The sequence below is a fragment of the Gibbsiella quercinecans genome (assembly GCF_002291425.1).
Taxonomy (GTDB): domain Bacteria; phylum Pseudomonadota; class Gammaproteobacteria; order Enterobacterales; family Enterobacteriaceae; genus Gibbsiella; species Gibbsiella quercinecans.
On record NZ_CP014136.1, the window covers coordinates 3864610 to 3883130 of the forward strand.

At 57.0% G+C, this 18521-nt stretch carries 16 protein-coding genes and 1 pseudogene; 14 read left to right on the plus strand and 3 right to left on the minus strand.

Annotated elements, in window-relative coordinates; translation table 11 throughout:
- Nucleotides 1-374: 374 nt before the first annotated feature.
- The 7 genes from lepA to acpS all read left to right on the plus strand — a co-directional run bounded on the left by lepA (nucleotide 375) and on the right by acpS (nucleotide 7037).
- Nucleotides 375-2174 (plus strand): translation elongation factor 4, encoded by a 1800-nt coding sequence (gene lepA, locus ACN28Q_RS17810; protein ID WP_095847563.1) that lies wholly within the window; start codon nucleotides 375-377, stop codon nucleotides 2172-2174.
- A gap of 30 nt (nucleotides 2175-2204) precedes the next feature.
- Nucleotides 2205-3182 (plus strand): signal peptidase I, encoded by a 978-nt coding sequence (gene lepB / locus ACN28Q_RS17815; protein WP_095847564.1) that lies wholly within the window; start codon nucleotides 2205-2207, stop codon nucleotides 3180-3182.
- A gap of 344 nt (nucleotides 3183-3526) precedes the next feature.
- Nucleotides 3527-4207 (plus strand): ribonuclease III, encoded by a 681-nt coding sequence (gene rnc / locus ACN28Q_RS17820; RefSeq protein ID WP_095847565.1) that lies wholly within the window; start codon nucleotides 3527-3529, stop codon nucleotides 4205-4207.
- Complete coding sequence (era, locus tag ACN28Q_RS17825; RefSeq protein ID WP_095847566.1) at nucleotides 4204-5112, plus strand: GTPase Era; 909 nt, start codon at nucleotides 4204-4206, stop codon at nucleotides 5110-5112. Before rnc ends, era begins: the two co-directional genes overlap by 4 nt.
- 6 nt (nucleotides 5113-5118) lie before the next feature.
- Nucleotides 5119-5850: a DNA repair protein RecO gene (gene recO / locus ACN28Q_RS17830; protein WP_095847567.1), complete on the plus strand. Its 732-nt coding sequence runs from the start codon at nucleotides 5119-5121 to the stop codon at nucleotides 5848-5850.
- Between the two features lie 75 nt (nucleotides 5851-5925).
- Nucleotides 5926-6657: a pyridoxine 5'-phosphate synthase gene (gene pdxJ / locus ACN28Q_RS17835; RefSeq protein ID WP_095847568.1), complete on the plus strand. Its 732-nt coding sequence runs from the start codon at nucleotides 5926-5928 to the stop codon at nucleotides 6655-6657.
- Nucleotides 6657-7037 carry a holo-ACP synthase gene (gene acpS / locus ACN28Q_RS17840; protein WP_095847569.1) on the plus strand — a complete coding sequence of 127 codons (381 nt, stop codon included), beginning with the start codon at nucleotides 6657-6659 and terminating at the stop codon, nucleotides 7035-7037. The genes pdxJ and acpS overlap by 1 nt, the downstream gene beginning before the upstream one ends.
- A gap of 36 nt (nucleotides 7038-7073) precedes the next feature.
- Here acpS and ACN28Q_RS17845 read toward each other — a convergent pair whose 3' ends face one another.
- A complete protein-coding gene (locus ACN28Q_RS17845) occupies nucleotides 7074-7334 on the minus strand; it encodes a YfhL family 4Fe-4S dicluster ferredoxin (RefSeq protein ID WP_095849080.1) in 261 nt (86 codons plus the stop codon).
- 270 nt (nucleotides 7335-7604) lie between these two features.
- Between ACN28Q_RS17845 and ACN28Q_RS17850 the strand changes: the two are divergent.
- The 3 genes and pseudogenes from ACN28Q_RS17850 to ACN28Q_RS17860 form a co-directional block, all read left to right on the plus strand.
- Nucleotides 7605-7758 (plus strand): annotated as a pseudogene (locus tag ACN28Q_RS17850) (IS4 family transposase); the annotation flags it as partial.
- A gap of 150 nt (nucleotides 7759-7908) precedes the next feature.
- Entirely contained in the window at nucleotides 7909-8145 is a 237-nt protein-coding gene (locus tag ACN28Q_RS17855; protein WP_095847570.1) for a ParD-like family protein, read from the plus strand.
- Entirely contained in the window at nucleotides 8114-8443 is a 330-nt protein-coding gene (locus tag ACN28Q_RS17860) for a type II toxin-antitoxin system RelE/ParE family toxin (protein ID WP_095847571.1), read from the plus strand. The genes ACN28Q_RS17855 and ACN28Q_RS17860 overlap by 32 nt, the downstream gene beginning before the upstream one ends.
- Before the next feature lie 221 nt (nucleotides 8444-8664).
- On the opposite strand, the gene ACN28Q_RS17865 is transcribed toward ACN28Q_RS17860, so the two are convergent.
- Nucleotides 8665-9513, minus strand: a complete 849-nt coding sequence (locus tag ACN28Q_RS17865; protein ID WP_095847572.1) for a MurR/RpiR family transcriptional regulator — start codon at nucleotides 9511-9513, stop codon at nucleotides 8665-8667.
- Between the two features lie 148 nt (nucleotides 9514-9661).
- Here ACN28Q_RS17865 and murQ point away from each other — a divergent pair, with 148 nt between their 5' ends.
- The 3 genes from murQ (at nucleotide 9662) to tadA (ending at nucleotide 11988) form a co-directional block, all read left to right on the plus strand.
- Nucleotides 9662-10561, plus strand: a complete 900-nt coding sequence (gene murQ, locus ACN28Q_RS17870) for an N-acetylmuramic acid 6-phosphate etherase (protein WP_095847573.1) — start codon at nucleotides 9662-9664, stop codon at nucleotides 10559-10561.
- A gap of 129 nt (nucleotides 10562-10690) precedes the next feature.
- The gene (gene yfhb, locus ACN28Q_RS17875; RefSeq protein WP_095847574.1) at nucleotides 10691-11347 is read left to right on the plus strand and encodes a phosphatidylglycerophosphatase C; all 657 of its coding nucleotides are present in this window, start codon (nucleotides 10691-10693) and stop codon (nucleotides 11345-11347) included.
- Nucleotides 11348-11481: 134 nt separating this feature from the next.
- Nucleotides 11482-11988, plus strand: a complete 507-nt coding sequence (gene tadA / locus ACN28Q_RS17880; protein ID WP_095847575.1) for a tRNA adenosine(34) deaminase TadA — start codon at nucleotides 11482-11484, stop codon at nucleotides 11986-11988.
- Between the two features lie 16 nt (nucleotides 11989-12004).
- On the opposite strand, the gene mltF is transcribed toward tadA, so the two are convergent.
- Nucleotides 12005-13450 carry a membrane-bound lytic murein transglycosylase MltF gene (gene mltF, locus ACN28Q_RS17885; protein WP_095847576.1) on the minus strand — a complete coding sequence of 482 codons (1446 nt, stop codon included), beginning with the start codon at nucleotides 13448-13450 and terminating at the stop codon, nucleotides 12005-12007.
- Nucleotides 13451-13729: 279 nt separating this feature from the next.
- Between mltF and purL the strand changes: the two genes are divergently transcribed.
- A complete protein-coding gene (purL, locus tag ACN28Q_RS17890; RefSeq protein WP_095847577.1) occupies nucleotides 13730-17620 on the plus strand; it encodes a phosphoribosylformylglycinamidine synthase in 3891 nt (1296 codons plus the stop codon).
- Nucleotides 17621-18521 lie beyond the last annotated feature (901 nt).

An 18521-nucleotide genomic window follows, 5' to 3' on the forward strand; every position in this document is an offset into this window, starting at 1 on the left:
ATCTCAATATTATTTTTTAAATTTTTAGGAAAGGGTTTATGGCGCGATCGTCGTTAATGGTTTAGCAGATGGTGGGCCGAGGATTAACGTGATGTTTTATTCGGCAAAGGGGGCGCCTGGCGTTTTAACATCTGCTTTCATAACCCTGCGCGGCATGTAACACACTGAAGCCTGCATAATAGCGTGTTTCACTGAACCGATTGCCAGGTTTAGGGTTACCCAACCTTACAAACAGCGAGCCCTCACTGCCTTTCACGCAGCGCATATACAGTGTAAGATGCGCCCCATGCTATGTGGGTGGTTTTGGGTTTGTGTCCATGACTGTGTCCACCAAATTAAAACTTAAGCGCTTAATTAGAGATAAAATTAATTAAATGAAGCACATAAGAAACTTTTCCATTATTGCCCATATTGACCACGGTAAGTCGACGCTGTCTGACCGTATTATCCAGATTTGCGGCGGCCTGGCCGACCGTGAAATGGCTGCGCAGGTCCTTGACTCTATGGACCTGGAGCGTGAACGCGGCATCACCATCAAGGCGCAGAGCGTTACGCTGGACTACAAAGCGCCAGACGGCCAGATTTACCAACTGAACTTCATTGATACCCCGGGCCACGTTGACTTCTCTTATGAAGTTTCTCGCTCGCTGGCGGCTTGTGAAGGCGCGTTGCTGGTGGTGGATGCCGGGCAGGGCGTAGAAGCCCAGACGCTGGCCAACTGCTACACGGCGATCGAAATGGATTTGGAAGTTGTGCCGGTGCTGAATAAGATCGACCTGCCGGCGGCCGATCCAGAACGCGCAGCGCAGGAAATTGAAGATATCGTTGGTATCGATGCCACCGACGCTGTGCGCTGTTCGGCGAAAACCGGCGTGGGCGTGCCCGAAGTGCTGGAACGCCTGGTGCGTGATATTCCGCCGCCGGAAGGCGACGCCGATGCGCCGTTGCAGGCGCTGATCATCGACTCCTGGTTCGATAACTACCTGGGCGTGGTTTCGCTGGTGCGGATAAAAAACGGCACGCTGCGCAAAGGCGACAAAATCAAGGTGATGAGCACCGGCCAGGTGTATAACGCCGACCGTTTGGGCATCTTTACCCCGAAACAGGTCGACCGCAACATTCTGAACTGCGGTGAGGTGGGTTGGCTGGTCTGTGCGATCAAAGACATCCTCGGCGCGCCGGTGGGTGATACCCTCACGTTGGCCCGTCAGCCAGCGGAAAAGGCTCTGCCAGGCTTTAAGAAAGTGAAGCCGCAGGTGTATGCCGGCCTGTTCCCGATCAGCTCTGACGATTACGAAAGCTTCCGCGATGCGCTCGGCAAGCTAAGCCTTAACGATGCTTCCTTGTTCTATGAACCAGAAAGCTCGACGGCGCTGGGCTTTGGCTTCCGTTGTGGCTTCCTTGGCCTGCTGCACATGGAAATCATCCAGGAACGCCTGGAGCGCGAATACGATCTGGAACTGATCACCACGGCGCCGACGGTGGTGTACGAAGTGCAGACCACCAGCAAAGAGACTGTCTACGTCGATAGCCCCTCCAAGCTGCCGCCGCTGAATAACATTGAAGAGCTGCGCGAGCCGATCGCCGAGTGCCATATTTTGGTGCCGCAGGAATACCTGGGCAACGTCATCACGCTGTGTGTGGAAAAGCGTGGTGTGCAGACCAACATGGTTTACCATGGTAACCAGGTGGCGCTGACGTATGAAATCCCCATGGCGGAAGTGGTGCTCGATTTCTTTGATCGCCTGAAGTCAACGTCGCGCGGCTATGCATCGTTGGATTACAACTTCAAACGTTTCCAGGCTTCAGACATGGTGCGGGTTGACGTGCTGATCAACGGCGAGCGCGTGGATGCGTTGGCGCTGATCACTCACCGCGATAACGCGAACTACCGCGGGCGTGAGCTGGTGGAGAAGATGAAAGAGCTGATCCCGCGCCAGCAGTTTGATATCGCGATCCAGGCGGCTATCGGTAACCAGGTTATTGCCCGTTCCACGGTGAAACAGCTGCGTAAAAACGTGCTGGCCAAGTGCTACGGCGGTGACGTCAGCCGTAAGAAAAAGCTGCTGCAGAAACAGAAAGACGGTAAGAAACGCATGAAGCAGGTCGGTAACGTTGAGCTGCCGCAAGAAGCCTTCTTGGCAATCCTGCATGTTGGTAAAGACGGTAAGTAAGCGGAAGGCTTACGTAACGAGGGAGTTTGCATGGCGAATATGTTTGCCCTGATCCTGGCGGTCGCAACGTTGGTGACCGGGATCATCTGGTGCTTCGAGCGCTTTAAATGGGCGCCGGCGCGGCGCGAGAAAATCGCGGCGCTGAATGCACAGACTGCGGGCGTGGTAGACGACAACACGTTGGCGAAGGCCGCCAAGCAGCCGGGTTGGGTTGAAACCGGCGCATCGGTGTTCCCGGTGCTGTTGCTGGTATTTGTGGTGCGTTCATTTATTTATGAACCTTTCCAGATCCCGTCCGGTTCAATGATGCCGACGCTGCTGATTGGCGATTTTATTCTGGTGGAGAAATTCGCCTACGGTATTAAAGATCCGATTACCCAGACCACGTTGATTCCAACCGGCCACCCGAAACGCGGCGATATCGCCGTATTTAAATATCCGCTTGATCCTAAGCTCGACTATATTAAGCGCGTGGTCGGCCTGCCGGGCGATCGCGTAACTTATGATCCGGTCAACAAACGTGTGACGGTGCAGCCTTCCTGCAATAGCGGGCAGTCTTGCGATACCGCAGTGGCAGTCACCTACAGCAATGCGCAGCCCAGTGACTTTGTGCAGATGTTCAGCCGCAGCGGCATGGGCGAAGCCAGCAACGGTTTTTATCAGATCCCGACCAGCGATGCCGTTCCTCAGGGGGGCATCCGCCTGCGTGAGCGCCAGGAAACGCTGGGCGACGTTACCCACCGCATTCTAGCGGTACCGGGCGTTCAGGATCAGATCGGCGCTTATTACCAGCAGCCCGGGCAGCAACTGGCGGAGTGGGTGGTGCCGGCGGGCCATTATTTTATGATGGGTGATAACCGCGATAACAGCGCCGACAGCCGTTACTGGGGCTTTGTGCCGGAGAAAAATCTGGTGGGTAAAGCCACGGCAATCTGGATGAGTTTTGAAAAACAAGAAGGTGAATGGCCTACCGGCGTAAGGTTTAGCCGTATCGGTGGAATTCATTAAGCGCGTATATCCTCTTTAATCCGCAGATTAACCCCGACGCATTATTTAAAATAAGCGCCGGGGTTTTATTCGCAGGTTAGGGCAATAAGCTGTTGCCAGGGGAAGCTCCCTGGTTGCAAGTGCGTTGGCTTTCTTTGCTCACCCTTGGGGGCAACGCGCGTTATTTTGGGTATATATAAACGCAGCATTATATTTCCACTCGTTGTAGAATAGTTCACGCATGATAAAAGTTGGCTTCTGCGGGAGCCACTGCAAACGAAACAGCTTTGGATTGGCTTTCTGCTCGGCTCAGGCCTGTTCCGTATGCTGCAAAGTTTTTGACGCATTATATCTATTGGTAACTCATGAACCCCATCGTAATTAACAGGCTGCAGCGGAAGCTGGGCTATACTTTTCAACAGCACGAGCTTTTGCTGCAAGCGTTGACTCACCGCAGTGCCAGCAGCAAGCACAATGAACGTCTTGAGTTTCTGGGCGACTCCATCCTCAGTTTTGTCATCGCCAATGCGCTCTATCATCGTTTCCCCCGGGTTGACGAAGGGGACATGAGCAGAATGCGTGCGACGCTGGTGCGTGGTAATACGCTGGCGGAAATGGCGCGAGAATTCGATCTGGGTGAATGTTTGCGCCTGGGGCCGGGGGAATTAAAAAGCGGTGGTTTTCGCCGTGAATCGATCCTGGCCGATACGGTAGAAGCGCTGATCGGCGGCGTATTTTTGGACAGCGATATTCAAACCGTTGAGCGGTTGATCCTGGACTGGTATCGCAGCCGGCTGGATGAAATCAGCCCCGGTGATAAGCAGAAAGACCCGAAAACCCGTTTGCAGGAGTTCCTGCAGGGCCGGCATCTGCCATTACCGGCTTATCTGGTGGTGCAAGTCCGTGGTGAGGCGCACGATCAGGAATTTACCATCCATTGCCAGGTGAGTGGGTTAAGCGAGCCCGTAGTAGGTACGGGTTCAAGCCGTCGCAAAGCCGAACAGGCCGCGGCGGAACAGGCGCTGAAAAAGCTGGAGCTTGAATGAGCGAAGAGAAGCAATACTGCGGGTTTATCGCGATCGTTGGCCGGCCAAACGTGGGCAAGTCCACGTTGTTGAACCAACTGCTGGGGCAAAAAGTCTCCATTACGTCGCGTAAGCCGCAAACCACGCGCCACCGAATCATGGGCATCGATACCGATGGGCCATACCAGGCCATCTACGTGGATACCCCCGGGCTGCATATCGAAGAAAAGCGTGCCATCAACCGGCTGATGAACCGTGCGGCGAGCAGCTCCATCGGCGATGTCGAGCTGGTGATCTTCGTCGTGGAAGGCACCAACTGGACTGACGACGATGACATGGTGATCAACAAGCTGCGCAGCCTGAAATGCCCGGTGCTGTTGGCGATCAACAAAGTCGATAACGTCACCGATAAAGGCAAGCTGTTGCCGCATATCGCGTTTCTCAGCCAGCAGATGAATTTCCTCGATGTAGTGCCAATCTCTGCGGAAAAAGGCATGAACGTGGACACCATCGCCGCTATCGTGCGCAAACAGCTGCCGGAAGCGGAGCACCACTTCCCGGACGACTACATCACCGATCGTTCCCAGCGCTTTATGGCCTCGGAAATCATTCGTGAAAAACTGATGCGTTTCCTCGGTGAAGAGCTGCCTTATTCCGTGACGGTCGAGATCGAGCAGTTTGTCGCCAACGATCGCGGTGGTTATGACGTGCACGGCCTGATTCTGGTTGAGCGTGAAGGCCAGAAGAAAATGGTGATCGGCAATAAAGGCAGCAAGATCAAAACCATCGGTATTGAAGCGCGCCAGGATATGGAACAGATGTTCGAAGCCAAAGTGCATCTGGAGCTGTGGGTGAAAGTGAAATCCGGCTGGGCTGATGACGAACGCGCATTGCGTAGCCTGGGTTATGTTGACGATCTGAAGTAACCCATCATGGATGGCTGGGAGCGCGCTTTCGTCCTGCATGGGCGGCCGTACAGTGAAACCAGCCTGATGCTGGATCTGTTCACGGAAGGGCATGGCCGGGTGCGTTTACTGGCCAAAGGCGCGCGCAGCCGCCGTTCTAATCTGAAGGGCTCGCTGCAGCCCTTTACGCCACTGCTGGTGCGCTGGGGCGGGCGTGGCGAAATCCAAACGCTGCGCGGCGCAGAGGCCGTCTCTCTTGGTTTGCCGCTCAGCGGCATGATGCTCTACAGCGGCCTGTATGTGAACGAGCTGTTGTCGCGCGTGCTGGAGCAGGAAGCCAACTACTCAGTGCTGTTTTTCGATTACCTGCAGTGTTTGCAGGCGCTGGCCGGCGAGGACAGCTCGCCGGAGCACGCCCTGCGCCAGTTTGAGTTGGCGCTGTTGCATCACCTGGGGTACGGCGTTGATTTCCTGCACTGCGCCGGCAGCGGCCAGCCTGTCGATGACGGCATGACCTACCGCTACCGCGAAGAAAAGGGCTTTATCGCCAGTCTGGTGGTGGATCACTACAGCTTCACCGGCCGCGAGCTGCGGGCGCTGGCGCAGCGCCAGTTTCCTGACGCCGAGACGCTGCGCGCCGCCAAACGCTTTACCCGCATCGCGCTGAAACCCTACCTGGGCGGCAAACCGTTGAAAAGCCGCGAGCTGTTCCGCCAGTTCGTGCGCAAAGCCTCCCCACCTCCGGTCGACGACGCCTAGTCGCTTTCTGCTTTTGCCGTTTTCCGCCAGCGTGTAAACTGCCTGTACTTTGTCATTGTTATTTAGAAGGTTGTCATGGCTGATTTATTGCTCGGCGTTAACATCGATCATATCGCCACGTTACGTAACGCGCGCGGAACCCAATACCCGGATCCAGTTCAGGCGGCATTTATTGCCGAGCAGGCCGGCGCGGACGGCATTACGGTGCACCTGCGTGAAGACCGCCGCCATATTACCGATCGCGACGTGCGCCTGCTGCGCCAAACTATCCAGACGCGCATGAATCTGGAAATGGCGGTGACGGATGAAATGGTGGAGATTGCCGTTGAGCTTAAGCCGCACTTCTGCTGCCTGGTGCCCGAAAAACGCGAAGAGGTCACCACCGAGGGCGGCCTGGATGTCGCCGGCCAGTTGGATAAAATGGCGGTGGCCGTGGCACGCCTGGCGCAGGCGGGGATTGCGGTTTCTTTGTTTATCGATCCTGACGCGCGCCAGATTGATGCCGCGGTCGCCGTCGGCGCGCCGTTTATCGAAATCCACACCGGCGCCTATGCCGATGCGCAGGGCGAACAGGCCACCCAGGCTGAACTGGCGCGCATTGTTGAAGCGGCGCGCTACGCCGCCAGCAAAGGGCTGAAAGTGAATGCCGGCCATGGCCTGACCTACCATAACGTGCAGCCGATCGCTGCGCTGCCGGAAATGCATGAGCTGAATATCGGCCACGCGATTATCGGCCAAGCGGTAATGAGCGGCCTGCCGGTTGCGGTGGCGCAGATGAAGCAACTGATGCGGGAAGCCCGCCGCTGATGGCTGTGCTGGGGCTGGGCACCGACATCGTTGAAATCGCGCGCATCGAGGCAGTGGTGGCGCGCAGCGGCGATCGTCTGGCGCGGCGCGTGCTCAATCAGGCGGAGTGGGCGCTGTTTCTGCAACATCAGCAACCGGTGCGCTTTTTAGCCAAGCGTTTTGCGGTCAAGGAAGCGGCGGCGAAAGCGTTCGGCACCGGCATCCGCAATGGTCTGGCCTTCAATCAGTTCGAAGTGTTCAACGACGCGCTCGGTAAACCCAACATTCGCTTGCACGCGCGCGCAGCCGAGCTGGCGCAGCAAATGGGCATCACGTCGATTCATGTATCACTGGCGGATGAACGCCGCTACGCCTGCGCGACGGTGATTATCGAAGGCTAAAGCACTGGGCTTTGCGAAACTGCGCTGGCCGCGGATTTACAGCCGGTCGGCGTGGTGCAGCACCACGAACTTTTCCCACAGCTGTTCCTGGCTTTCCACCCGCTGCGGATCGGTAATGATGGTGTTATCGATGGGGCAAACCTGCTGGCAGGTCGGGGTATCATAATGGCCGGCGCATTCCGTGCAGCGGTCGCTGTCTATCTGGTAAATATTGTCCCCCATTGAGATGGCCTGATTAGGGCACTCTGGTTCGCACATATCGCAGTTGATGCACCGCTTTGTTATTAGTAACGCCATATCAATCACTTACGAGTTTAATCTGTTAAAATCATGCGGTTATATGCTTTTTTTATTCCGTGCGGTGTGTGTGTTTATATTTCAAACATTGAAAAAACATGTTCAGCAACACAGAATGGCAACACATGCCTTTTTTAGCCCCCAGATTTAACCTCATGTGTGAGCTTACTGCTGGTGGCCTCTGATACACGGGAATATCAATGCCGCGCACTGTAACACAGATGCAGGATATCCCCAAAAATGATGATTTCTTGGCCGCATCTGCGCGCTTCGTTGGGAAAACCCGGGTCTATCCCGACGAAGCTGAGGAAGGAGGAAGAATGTGAAGCAGTTTATCCTGCCAGAGAAAAGAAAACGGCCCAAACAGAGGACCGTTCGTATCTCAAAAACCCAGTATTCCGTTCACTCAAAACATCTTAGGTAAACAGTGTACGTCATGAGCGGTTTTTTTCGTTCTGGCGTTAATGGCTAACCTTGCTTCTTTTGGTTGCAATGCGCGACAAATTGTCGCAACATGATTGTGGGCCTCCTAGCTGAAGCCCGAAAACCTGAAAACGAAATCCGAGGATCCCATATGGCAACCAGCATCCGCTTAGACGACGACTTTGTAAGTGATGTTAAGGTTTATGCTGACGCTTCCAGTAGGAGCATTCCGAAGCAGATTGAACATTGGGCTAGAATTGGCCGTATAGCCGAGGATAACCCCGATTTACCATTCAGTTTCATCAGCGAAGTCTTGCTTGCACAAAGCGAAATCAAGAACAACAAGGTAAAGCGTTATGTCAGAAGGACAGAACGAAAGAGAGGTTGATGTTTATCAGAGCCGCCGCTTTGAAAAGACCATTGATAAACTTCCTGAACCCTTGCAAGAAATCGTTGAAGATGAAATCGATGTGATAATTGCAAACCCTGAAATTGGTGAACAAAAGAAAGGCGACTTGTCATTTCTGCGTGTTCATAAATTTCAGCTGAACAACCGCTTAACTCTTCTTGGTTACAGCTGGGTGGAGGATAAATTGGAGCTTTACTTACTTAGTGTGGGGCCTCATGAAAACTTCTACCAAGACCAAAAGACACACCGAAAAGTTGATTTGAAGCTTATCGGGTGACGACTTCAAAGCCTCGGAATAATATCCGGGGCTTTTTCCAGCTTAATGTTTGCGAAGTGGGCGGCGGAAAGGATGAGGTAACATTCAGAGCGCCAGGCGCTCATGTCATTGGTCACTAGCGAACCTTTGCCCGTGCTGCGAACAGCAGGACGAGCGTAACAAATATGGGCGCTTCAAGCCCCTCATTGATTATTTCAAGGCCGCCCGGCAATCCCTGGCGGTTATACCAATTTTTTCATCAATTGTTCGCTGTGGCGGATGCGATCGCGCGCGTGATCGGGATCGTGCTGGATCAGCGCCATGAAGAGCAGATCGGTCAGCGCGAACTGCGCCGTGCTGGAAGAGATCGCTGCGCTGCGGGTATTGGGCTCTTCGGCAATGGTATACAGGCAGTGATCGGCCCGCTGCTGCAGGGCGTTGGGGGTAAAGCTGGTTAACGCCAGCACGCTGGCGCCGGCAAGGCGCGCCTCTTCCGCCGCCAGATTCACTTCCCGCCGCGCACCGCTGAATGAAATCGCCACCAGCAAATCCTGTTTTTCCATCGCCTGCACCGCGGCCAACTGCACGTGGGTATCCGCTTCGGCAGTGGCCATCACCCCGATTTTAAGCAGCTTGAAGCAAAAATCCTTGGCCACCAGGCTGGAGGCGCCCACGCCCACCAGGATAATGCGCCGCGCCTGGCGCAGCATCTCCAGCGCTTGCGCCAGGCGATCCTCACTGTTGATATCAAGCGTAGCACGCAGCGCCGCCTGCTTTTCGGCCAGCAGTTTTTCGCCCACGGTCTTCAGCGCGTCACTGCTGAGGATCTGGTTGTGCACCGGCACCACCGTCTCTGCTGGCGCATGGGCCAGGGTTTCATTGAGCGCCAGTTTCAGCGCCGGGAAGCCTTTGTAGCCCATTTTTTGGGCGAATTTCACCACCGCTGACTGGCTCACTCCGATGAGATCGGCCAGCTTTTGCGAACTGATATGGCAAACCTGCTCGGTATTGTGCAAAAGAAAGTCCGCCAGTTTGCGATCGTTCTGCGCCAACGTTGGGTACAGTTGGCGAATGCGCAGTAAGGTATTCATTGAATCCTTTCCTTTGAGCCAGCGGAGGCTGGCAGTCAAAAAAACGTTAAATTTTTCCGTGCGTACGCATTTAAAATAGCAAATAGCGCTCGCTTTGTTGCATAAAGTATTCAAAAATTAATCAATTAGAGAATCGAAAGGTGATGAGATGGATTTAGGGGCTTTAGTATCAGAAACCCGCAATCCGGCGACCATGGCGCTTGATGAGATGAGCACGCTGGAGATGGTAGCCTGCTTTAACCGGGAAGATCACAACGTGCCGGAGGCAGTGGCGCAGGTGCTGCCGGCGATCGCGCAGGCGGTGGATCTGGCCGCGGCGGCACTGCAGGCCGGCGGGCGCTTAATCTACCTGGGGGCGGGCACCAGCGGCCGCCTGGGGGTACTGGACGCTTCGGAATGCCCACCGACCTTTGGCGTGCCGCATGGCATGGTGGTGGGGCTGATCGCTGGCGGGCCGGGTGCGCTGCTGAAAGCGGTGGAAGGGGCGGAAGATAACGCCGCCTTGGGCGAAGAAGACCTGCGGGCGTTAAACCTGGCCGCTACCGATATGGTGATTGGCCTGGCCGCTTCCGGGCGCACGCCGTATGTGATCGGCGCATTGCGCTATGCGAGCCAGCTGGGCTGCCCGACGGCGGCTATTTCCTGCAACCCCGGTTCGCCGATAGCAAAAGAAGCGCAGGTGGCTATTTCCCCGGTGGTCGGCCCTGAAGCGCTGACCGGCTCCACGCGCATGAAGTCCGGCACTGCGCAAAAGCTGGTGTTGAATATGATCTCAACCGGCGCGATGGTCAAACTGGGCAAGGTGTATCAGAACCTGATGGTGGATGTGAAAGCCACCAATGAAAAGTTAGTGGATCGCGCCTGCCGTATCGTCGTCGAAGCCACTGGCGCGGAACGCAGCGTGGCGCAGGCGGCGCTGGCGCAAACGGGGTTTGAGGTAAAACCGGCGATCCTGATGATACTGGCCGGCGTTGACGCACCCGAAGCGCAGCGGCGTTTGCGCCAGCACCAGGGCTATTTGCGTGCGGCGTTAGGCCCGCAGCTCTGATGGCCGGCGTTGGGGCCGTGCCGGTATTCGGAATGCGGCCTCAGTTGTATCTGCCCGGCGGGGTGATTACGATAGCCGCTGGGTGCATGTTTGCCCGAATGCTGGGTTTACTCTCTAAAGGAGTCAGGTTTGAATGACCAACAGGGCCAGGAGGCCATAGAAGGTTACCGCATCGTCTTTTTCGATCTGGACGGTACGTTGCATCAGGAAGACATGTTCGGCAGCTTTCTGCGCTTTTTGCTGCGTAATATGCCATTGAACCTGCTGTTGGTGGTGCCGCTGTTGCCAATCGTCGGGCTGGCCATGCTGGTGATGGGGCGCGCGGCGCGCTGGCCGATGAGCGTGCTGCTGTGGGCCATTACCTTCGGCCGTCGCGAAGCCCGGTTGAAAGCGCTGGAGCAACAGTTTGTCAGCGAGTTCCGCGCGAAGGTCACTGCTTTTCCCGTGGTGCAGTTGCGCCTGCGGCAATACCTTGAATCGCACGATGCGCAGGTGTGGTTGATCACCGGCTCGCCAGAGCGCCTGGTGGAGCAGGTCTATCGTGATTCGGCTTTTTTGCCCGGGGTGCGGCTGGTGGGCAGCCAGATGGCGCGCCGCCACGGCGGCTGGGTGCTGGCGATGCGCTGTCTTGGCGTGCAGAAAGTGGTGCAGTTGGAACAGCGGTTGGGCGCACCGCTCAAGCTGTACAGTGGCTACAGCGACAGCAAGCAAGACAACCCGCTGCTGTTTTTTTGCGAACACCGTTGGCGGGTGAGCAAGAAGGGTGAACTGCAGCAGTTGGAATGAAAAAAGGGCGGATTTCCGCCCTTTGTTGTTTCTGGCGGCGTAGCCTAATCATGGCTGCGGGCACTCACGCAGCATTGCCGGGCTTCGCCGGGTGTGTATAATGCCCGCCGCAAAAGCGCCCGAGGAGCCATGCCATGACCGAATATAATGATGAATACTGGATGCGCCAGGCATTGCAGCTTGCCCTGCGTGCGCAGGAGGAAGGCGAAGTGCCGGTCGGGGCGCTGCTGGTGCTGGACAACCAGGTGATTGGCGAAGGCTGGAACCGGCCGATTGGCCGCCACGATCCAACGGCCCATGCGGAAATTATGGCGCTGCGCCAAGGCGGGGCGGTGTTGCAAAACTACCGTTTGCTGAACGCTACGCTGTACGTGACGTTAGAGCCCTGTGTCATGTGCGCCGGCGCGATGATCCACAGCCGCATCGGCCGCCTGGTTTACGGCGCGGCAGATATGAAAACCGGCGCGGCCGGTTCGTTGCTGGATATCCTGCGCCACCCAGGCATGAATCACCAATTGGCCATTACCGCCGGTGTGTTAGCCGATGACTGTGCAGGGATGCTGAGCGCGTTCTTCCGCCAGCGCCGTGAGCAGCAAAAGGCCTTAAAGCTGGCGCGCCGCGCGGATAAAGGCGAGCAATAAGCGTGGGCCATGCGGCTCACCGCTGCTGATTGAGCGCCAGCTCCGGCGCAACGGCCGGGTAGCTATACTTCTGCGTTGCCGCCTTCTTTTCTTTTTCCACCAGATACCCTACCAGGCTGACGTGATAGCGGCGGATATTCTCTACGTAAGAGTAAGCCTCGCGCCCGCGCGCGTAGCCGTAGGTCAGATGCGGGTAGTAGCGTTTTTGGCTGAGCATCGGCAGGCGTTGTTTTACATCCACCCAACTGTCCGGGTTGCCTTTTTGCATTTTTGTCAGCTTGCGGGCATCCAGCATATGGCCCCAGCCCATGTTATAGGCAGCCAAAGCAAACCAGATGCGCTCATCTTCCGGCACGCTGTCCGGCACCTTGTCCATCAGGCGCCGCAGGTAGAGCGCGCCGCCCTGGATGCTTTCTTCCGGATCCAGGCGATTATTAACCCCCAGCCCATCGGCCGTGGCGCGTGTCAGCATCATCAGACCGCGCACGCCGGTAGGGGAGGTGGCCTGCGGGTTCCAGTGTGATTCCTGATAGGCGATCGCCGCCAGCAACTTCCAATCGATCTCGTTGGCATAGTGTTCAAACAGCGTGCGGAAGTTCGGCAACACGGTATCGATCGCTGAGAGGAACGTCTTGGTATCGACATAATCAAAGCTGCCAACGTGGCCAAGGTATTTTTCTTCCAGCTTTGCCAGCGTGCCGTCTTCCACCATCTTGCTATAGAAATCGAGCATCGCAGCGTACAGGCTGTCGTCATTCGCGCGTTTGAAATACCAGGTGACGGGCTCTTCGTCGGTAACGTCGAACGCCACCGCCAACTGTGGGTGGATGCGCTGCAGCAGGGCGATCGTCACCGAATCGCCCACGGTGTAATCCAGCTTGTTGTCGGCAACCTGTTCGAGCAACTCTTTTGAGGTTTGGTCGCTGGCGGCTTCCCAACTGAGCGCCGGGAAGGCGGCCTGCTTGAGCTGTTTCAGCGTGCTGGCATGCGCCGAGCCGGAAGCAACCCCCAGCCGGCCTTTGATATCGGCAAAGCTTTTCGGCCGCGGCGTGCCCAGGCGATAGACCAACTGCTGGGAAACAGAGTAATAAGCCGGGCCGGTGCGCGCACGGCTGATGCGCTCCTGGTTGTAGATCAGCCCGGCGGCCAACAGATCGGCATCGCCGTCGTCCAGATCGTCAAACAGGTCGTTGATGTTCTGGCGCGCCTGCACCACCAGCTTCACGCCGAGGTAATCGGCAAAGCGTTTTGCCAGCTCGTAGTCAAGCCCTCCCGGCCCTTGCGGGGTCGAGAAGTAGGTGACCGGTGAATTTAACGTGCTAATCCGTAGTTCCCCACGGGATTTGATGGCATCAAGTTGCCCACCTTGCCCACTGCGCCAGGCAATATTGGGCCATAAGGCAAGCGCCAGGAGCAAGGCGACAATACCGATCAGTATGTAATTTATTTTTATACGTTTCAAAAAGTTATCCGCTGGTGACACATAAACACCGCTGGTTTTTTACCGCAAATTTGTTATGGTTAAATCAACAGTGTCGGGGCATTTTGCGCAACAAAACGCCAGTGTGCAACTTTATTGACACGTTATGACAATTTGCCGGGCCGGTGCGCTTTTATTAATTATCACCGCGCAAACGGTTTCGTCTGCGGCGTTGATTCTCTATAATGGCGCGCGTTTTCCCCCTGTTGCGCCCAATGAAGTGCTGAAGTCAGTTGCTTCGAAGACGAGAGAACTTTGATTATGGAAATACTGCGTGGTTCGCCCGCTTTGTCGGCCTTTCGTATTACTAAACTGCTGTCCCGCTTTCAGGACGCTCAACTTCCGGTTAGTGATATTTACGCCGAATACGTTCACTTTGCCGATGTCAGCGCGCCGCTAAGCGCTGAAGAGCACGCCAAACTGCAGCGCCTGCTCAAATACGGCCCCTCTCTCGCCGAACACGCCCCTGAAGGGCGGCTGCTGCTGGTGACCCCGCGCCCCGGCACCATTTCGCCGTGGTCTTCCAAAGCGACCGATATTGCCCGTAACTGCGGCCTGGCGCAGGTTGTGCACCTGGAGCGCGGCCTGGCGTTTTACGTCACTGCGCCGCAGTTGGCGCCGGCTCAGTGGCAGCAACTGGCGGCGCTGCTGCACGATCGCATGATGGAAACCGTATTCAGCGATTTGCAGCAGGCCGAGCAACTGTTTTCCCATCATCAACCGGCGCCGTACCAGACGGTGGACGTGTTGGGTGAAGGGCATGCGGCGCTGGAGCAGGCCAACATCCGGCTGGGGCTGGCGTTGGCGCAGGATGAAATCGACTATCTGCTGCAGGCCTTTACCGGCCTGGGGCGCAACCCGACCGACATCGAACTGTATATGTTCGCGCAGGCCAACTCCGAGCACTGTCGCCACAAAATTTTCAATGCCGATTGGATCATCGACGGCGAACAGCAGCCCAAATCGCTGTTCAAAATGATCAAGAACACCTTCGAGAAAACCCCCGACTACGTGCTGTCTGCCTATAAGGACAACGCCGCGGTGATGGAAGGCTCATCGGTTGGGCGTTTCTTCGCTGCGCCGGAAAACGGCAAATATGATTACCATCAGGAAGATGCGCATATCCTGATGAAGGTGGAAACCCACAACCACCCAACGGCGATCTCGCCGTGGCCAGGCGCGGCAACCGGCTCCGGCGGTGAGATCCGCGATGAAGGTGCTACCGGGCGTGGCGCCAAGCCTAAAGCGGGCTTGGTGGGATTCTCGGTTTCCAACCTGCGCATTCCGGGGTTTGAACAGCCGTGGGAGCAGGATTTCGGCAAGCCGGCACGCATTGTGACCGCGCTTGATATCATGACCGACGGCCCGCTGGGCGGCGCAGCGTTTAACAACGAATTCGGCCGTCCGGCGCTGGTGGGCTACTTCCGCACCTATGAAGAACAGGTCAACAGCCACAACGGCGTTGAGCTGCGCGGTTACCATAAACCGATCATGCTGGCCGGCGGTATCGGCAACATTCGTGCCGAACACGTGCAGAAAGGGGAAATCACCGTTGGCGCCAAGCTGGTGGTGCTGGGCGGCCCGGCGATGAACATCGGGCTGGGCGGCGGCGCGGCTTCTTCTATGGCTTCCGGCCAGTCTGACGCCGATCTGGACTTTGCTTCGGTGCAGCGCGACAACCCGGAAATGGAGCGCCGCTGCCAGGAAGTGATCGACCGCTGCTGGCAACTGGGGCAGGCGAACCCGATTCTGTTTATCCACGATGTGGGCGCCGGCGGCCTTTCGAACGCCATGCCGGAGCTGGTGAGCGACGGCGGCCGCGGTGGCCGCTTTGAGCTGCGCGATATCCTTAACGATGAGCCGGGCATGAGCCCGCTGGAAGTGTGGTGTAACGAATCTCAGGAGCGTTACGTAATGGCGGTAGCACCGGAGCAGATGGCGCAGTTCGACGAAATCTGCCGCCGTGAGCGCGCGCCGTATGCGGTGATTGGCGAAGCCACCGAAGAACAGCACCTGTCGTTGAGCGATCGCCACTTTGGCAATAAGCCTATCGATATGCCGCTGGACGTGCTGTTGGGCAAAACGCCGAAGATGACCCGCGATGTGACGCGCTTGCCGGCGCCCGGCGAAGCGATCGATCGTGCCGGCATCACCCTCGCCGATGCGGTAAAACGCGTGTTGCATTTGCCGGCCGTGGCCGAGAAAACCTTCCTGATCACCATCGGCGACCGTACCGTAACCGGCATGGTGGCGCGCGATCAGATGGTCGGCCCCTGGCAGGTGCCGGTGGCCGATTGCGCGGTGACCACCGCCAGCCTGGACAGCTATTACGGCGAGGCGATGTCGATCGGCGAACGTGCGCCGGTGGCGCTGTTGGATTTTGCCGCTTCCGGCCGCCTGGCGGTGGGCGAAGCGTTGACCAACCTGGCGGCGACGGATATCGGCTCGCTGAAGCGCGTGAAACTTTCCGCCAACTGGATGGCCGCAGCCGGCCACCCGGGCGAAGACGCCGGCCTGTATGATGCCGTGAAGGCGGTGGGCGAAGAACTCTGCCCGGCGCTTGGCATTACCATTCCGGTGGGCAAAGACTCCATGTCGATGAAAACCCGCTGGCAGGAAGGCAACGAACAACGCGAGATGATTTCGCCGCTGTCGTTGGTGATCACCGCGTTCGCCCGCGTGGAAGACGTGCGCCGCACCGTGACGCCGCAGCTGCGTACGGATAAAGGCGACACCGAACTGCTGCTGATCGATCTGGGCAACGGCCACAACGCACTGGGGGCAACGGCGCTGGCGCAGGTTTATCGCCAACTGGGTGACAAACCGGCCGATGTGCGCAGCGCCGAACAACTGGCGGACTTCTTTAATGCCATGCAGCAGTTGGTGGCCGACGGCGCACTGCTGGCCTATCACGATCGCGCCGACGGCGGCCTGCTGGTCACACTGGTGGAAATGGCCTTTGCCGGCCACTGCGGCGTGGAAGTGGATATTCAGGCGCTGGGCAGCGATGCGCTGGCGGCATTGTTCAATGAAGAACTGGGCGCAGTGATCCAGGTTACGGCTGAACAGCGCGCGGCGGTGCAACAGGTGTTTGCTCAGCATGGCCTGGTGGATAACGTACACCCGATTGGCCGCGTGCAAGCGGGCGATCGCTTTGTTATCACCCAGGGCGGCAAGCCGGTGTACAGCGAAAGCCGTACCCATCTGCGCACCTGGTGGGCAGAGACCACCTGGCAGATGCAGCGCCTGCGTGACAACCCAGAGTGCGCCGATCAGGAACATCAGGCCAAGCAGGACGACAACGATCCGGGCCTGAACGTGAAGCTAACCTTCGCACCGGAAGAAGACGTCGCCGCGCCTTATATCGCCACCGGCGCGCGGCCGAAGGTCGCCGTGCTGCGTGAGCAGGGCGTCAACTCGCACGTGGAAATGGCTGCGGCGTTCCACCGCGCCGGCTTCGATGCGGTGGATGTGCACATGAGCGATCTGCTGGCCGGGCGTATCGGCCTGGAAGATTTCCACACGCTGGTGGCCTGCGGTGGGTTCTCTTACGGTGACGTGCTGGGGGCCGGGGAGGGCTGGGCGAAGTCTATCCTGTTCAATGCGCGCGTACGCGATGAATTCGAAACCTTCTTCCACCGCCCGCAGACCTTGGCATTAGGGGTGTGTAACGGTTGCCAGATGATGTCTAACCTGCGCGAACTGATCCCGGGTGCAGAGCACTGGCCGCGCTTTGTTCGCAACCTGTCAGAGCGCTTTGAGGCGCGTTTCAGCCTGGTGGAAGTGGCGGCAAGCCCATCGCTGTTTATGGACGGTATGGCCGGTTCCCGGATGCCGATTGCGGTTTCCCACGGCGAAGGCCATGTGGAAGTGCGTGATGCCGCGCACCTGGCGGCGCTGGAAAGCAGCAGCCTGGTGGCGTTGCGGTTTGTTGATAATGCCGGCCAGGTAACCGAAACTTACCCAGCTAACCCGAATGGTTCGCCGAATGGGATCACGGCGGTGACCAGCGCCAACGGCCGCGCTACCGTGATGATGCCGCACCCGGAACGTGTGTTCCGTACGGTCAGCAACTCATGGCACCCGGATTCATGGGGTGAAGATAGCCCATGGATGCGTATGTTCCGCAATGCGCGTAAGCAATTAGGGTGATCGCGCTGAGGTAAATCATTCTCACCATGCGCCGGGGCGGCGCGTCAGTGAGTGCCTGGGAGCAGAGAGCATTCTGCGACCGGGGCGTGCTGGCGTAGCCAACTTGAAGTATGACGAGTATCAGCCTGTGTAACGTTGGCCGCTGCTGCGGCCAACGTGTTTTGTTGACCACCCGCATTGTTATGCCTGATATCCGCCATTGTCGGTTTTTAGCGACAAACCTGATTTTGCTTGTCGCTAAAAGGTGACATGCAATCCATTGATTTTCATGCTGTTTATATTTTCCGTATTTGGATGTCGGGTTTTGGCGACGGTATAGCGAATTATCGTACGCCATTTGCCGGGTATTCCCCGATGAATTATCTGTGCTGTAAAATAAAACTTATTATTTTCAATTGGTTATTTTTTATTTTGCAAGTTTGGCACGCCACGTGCATTATACCCACCAGTTGCTCATTCAACTTTTTATGATGGTCCGGCATAGATCGGCAACATACCTCATAAGCCCAGAATGATGCCAAAGAAATGGTGCCTATCGTCCAACCAAACCGATAACAGCCGCGCAAGCGCTTTATCAAGCATCGGGCGACACGTGGAGTGAGGCACCGCCTGTATTGAGTTTTGGTGAAGCATTCATCAAAACCGGATGCTCTCCGCCCTGGCTGCCTGGCGCAGCAATAACGATGTCACTTGTGGTGATATCGGCCTGGGGCGAAACACAGCATCCACGCATTCCTGCTGCGGGGCACTGCGTTGCCCCGCACTTCTCTGCTTTCATCCGCTCTATAACGCCGTCCCTCACCGCCGTCTCTATTCTGTTCTGCCGACGCTGTTTTGGCGCCAAATACCGCTGCAAGGTAGGTAAATCGGTGCTTTTTTAACGCTGATTCTGGCGGGGCGC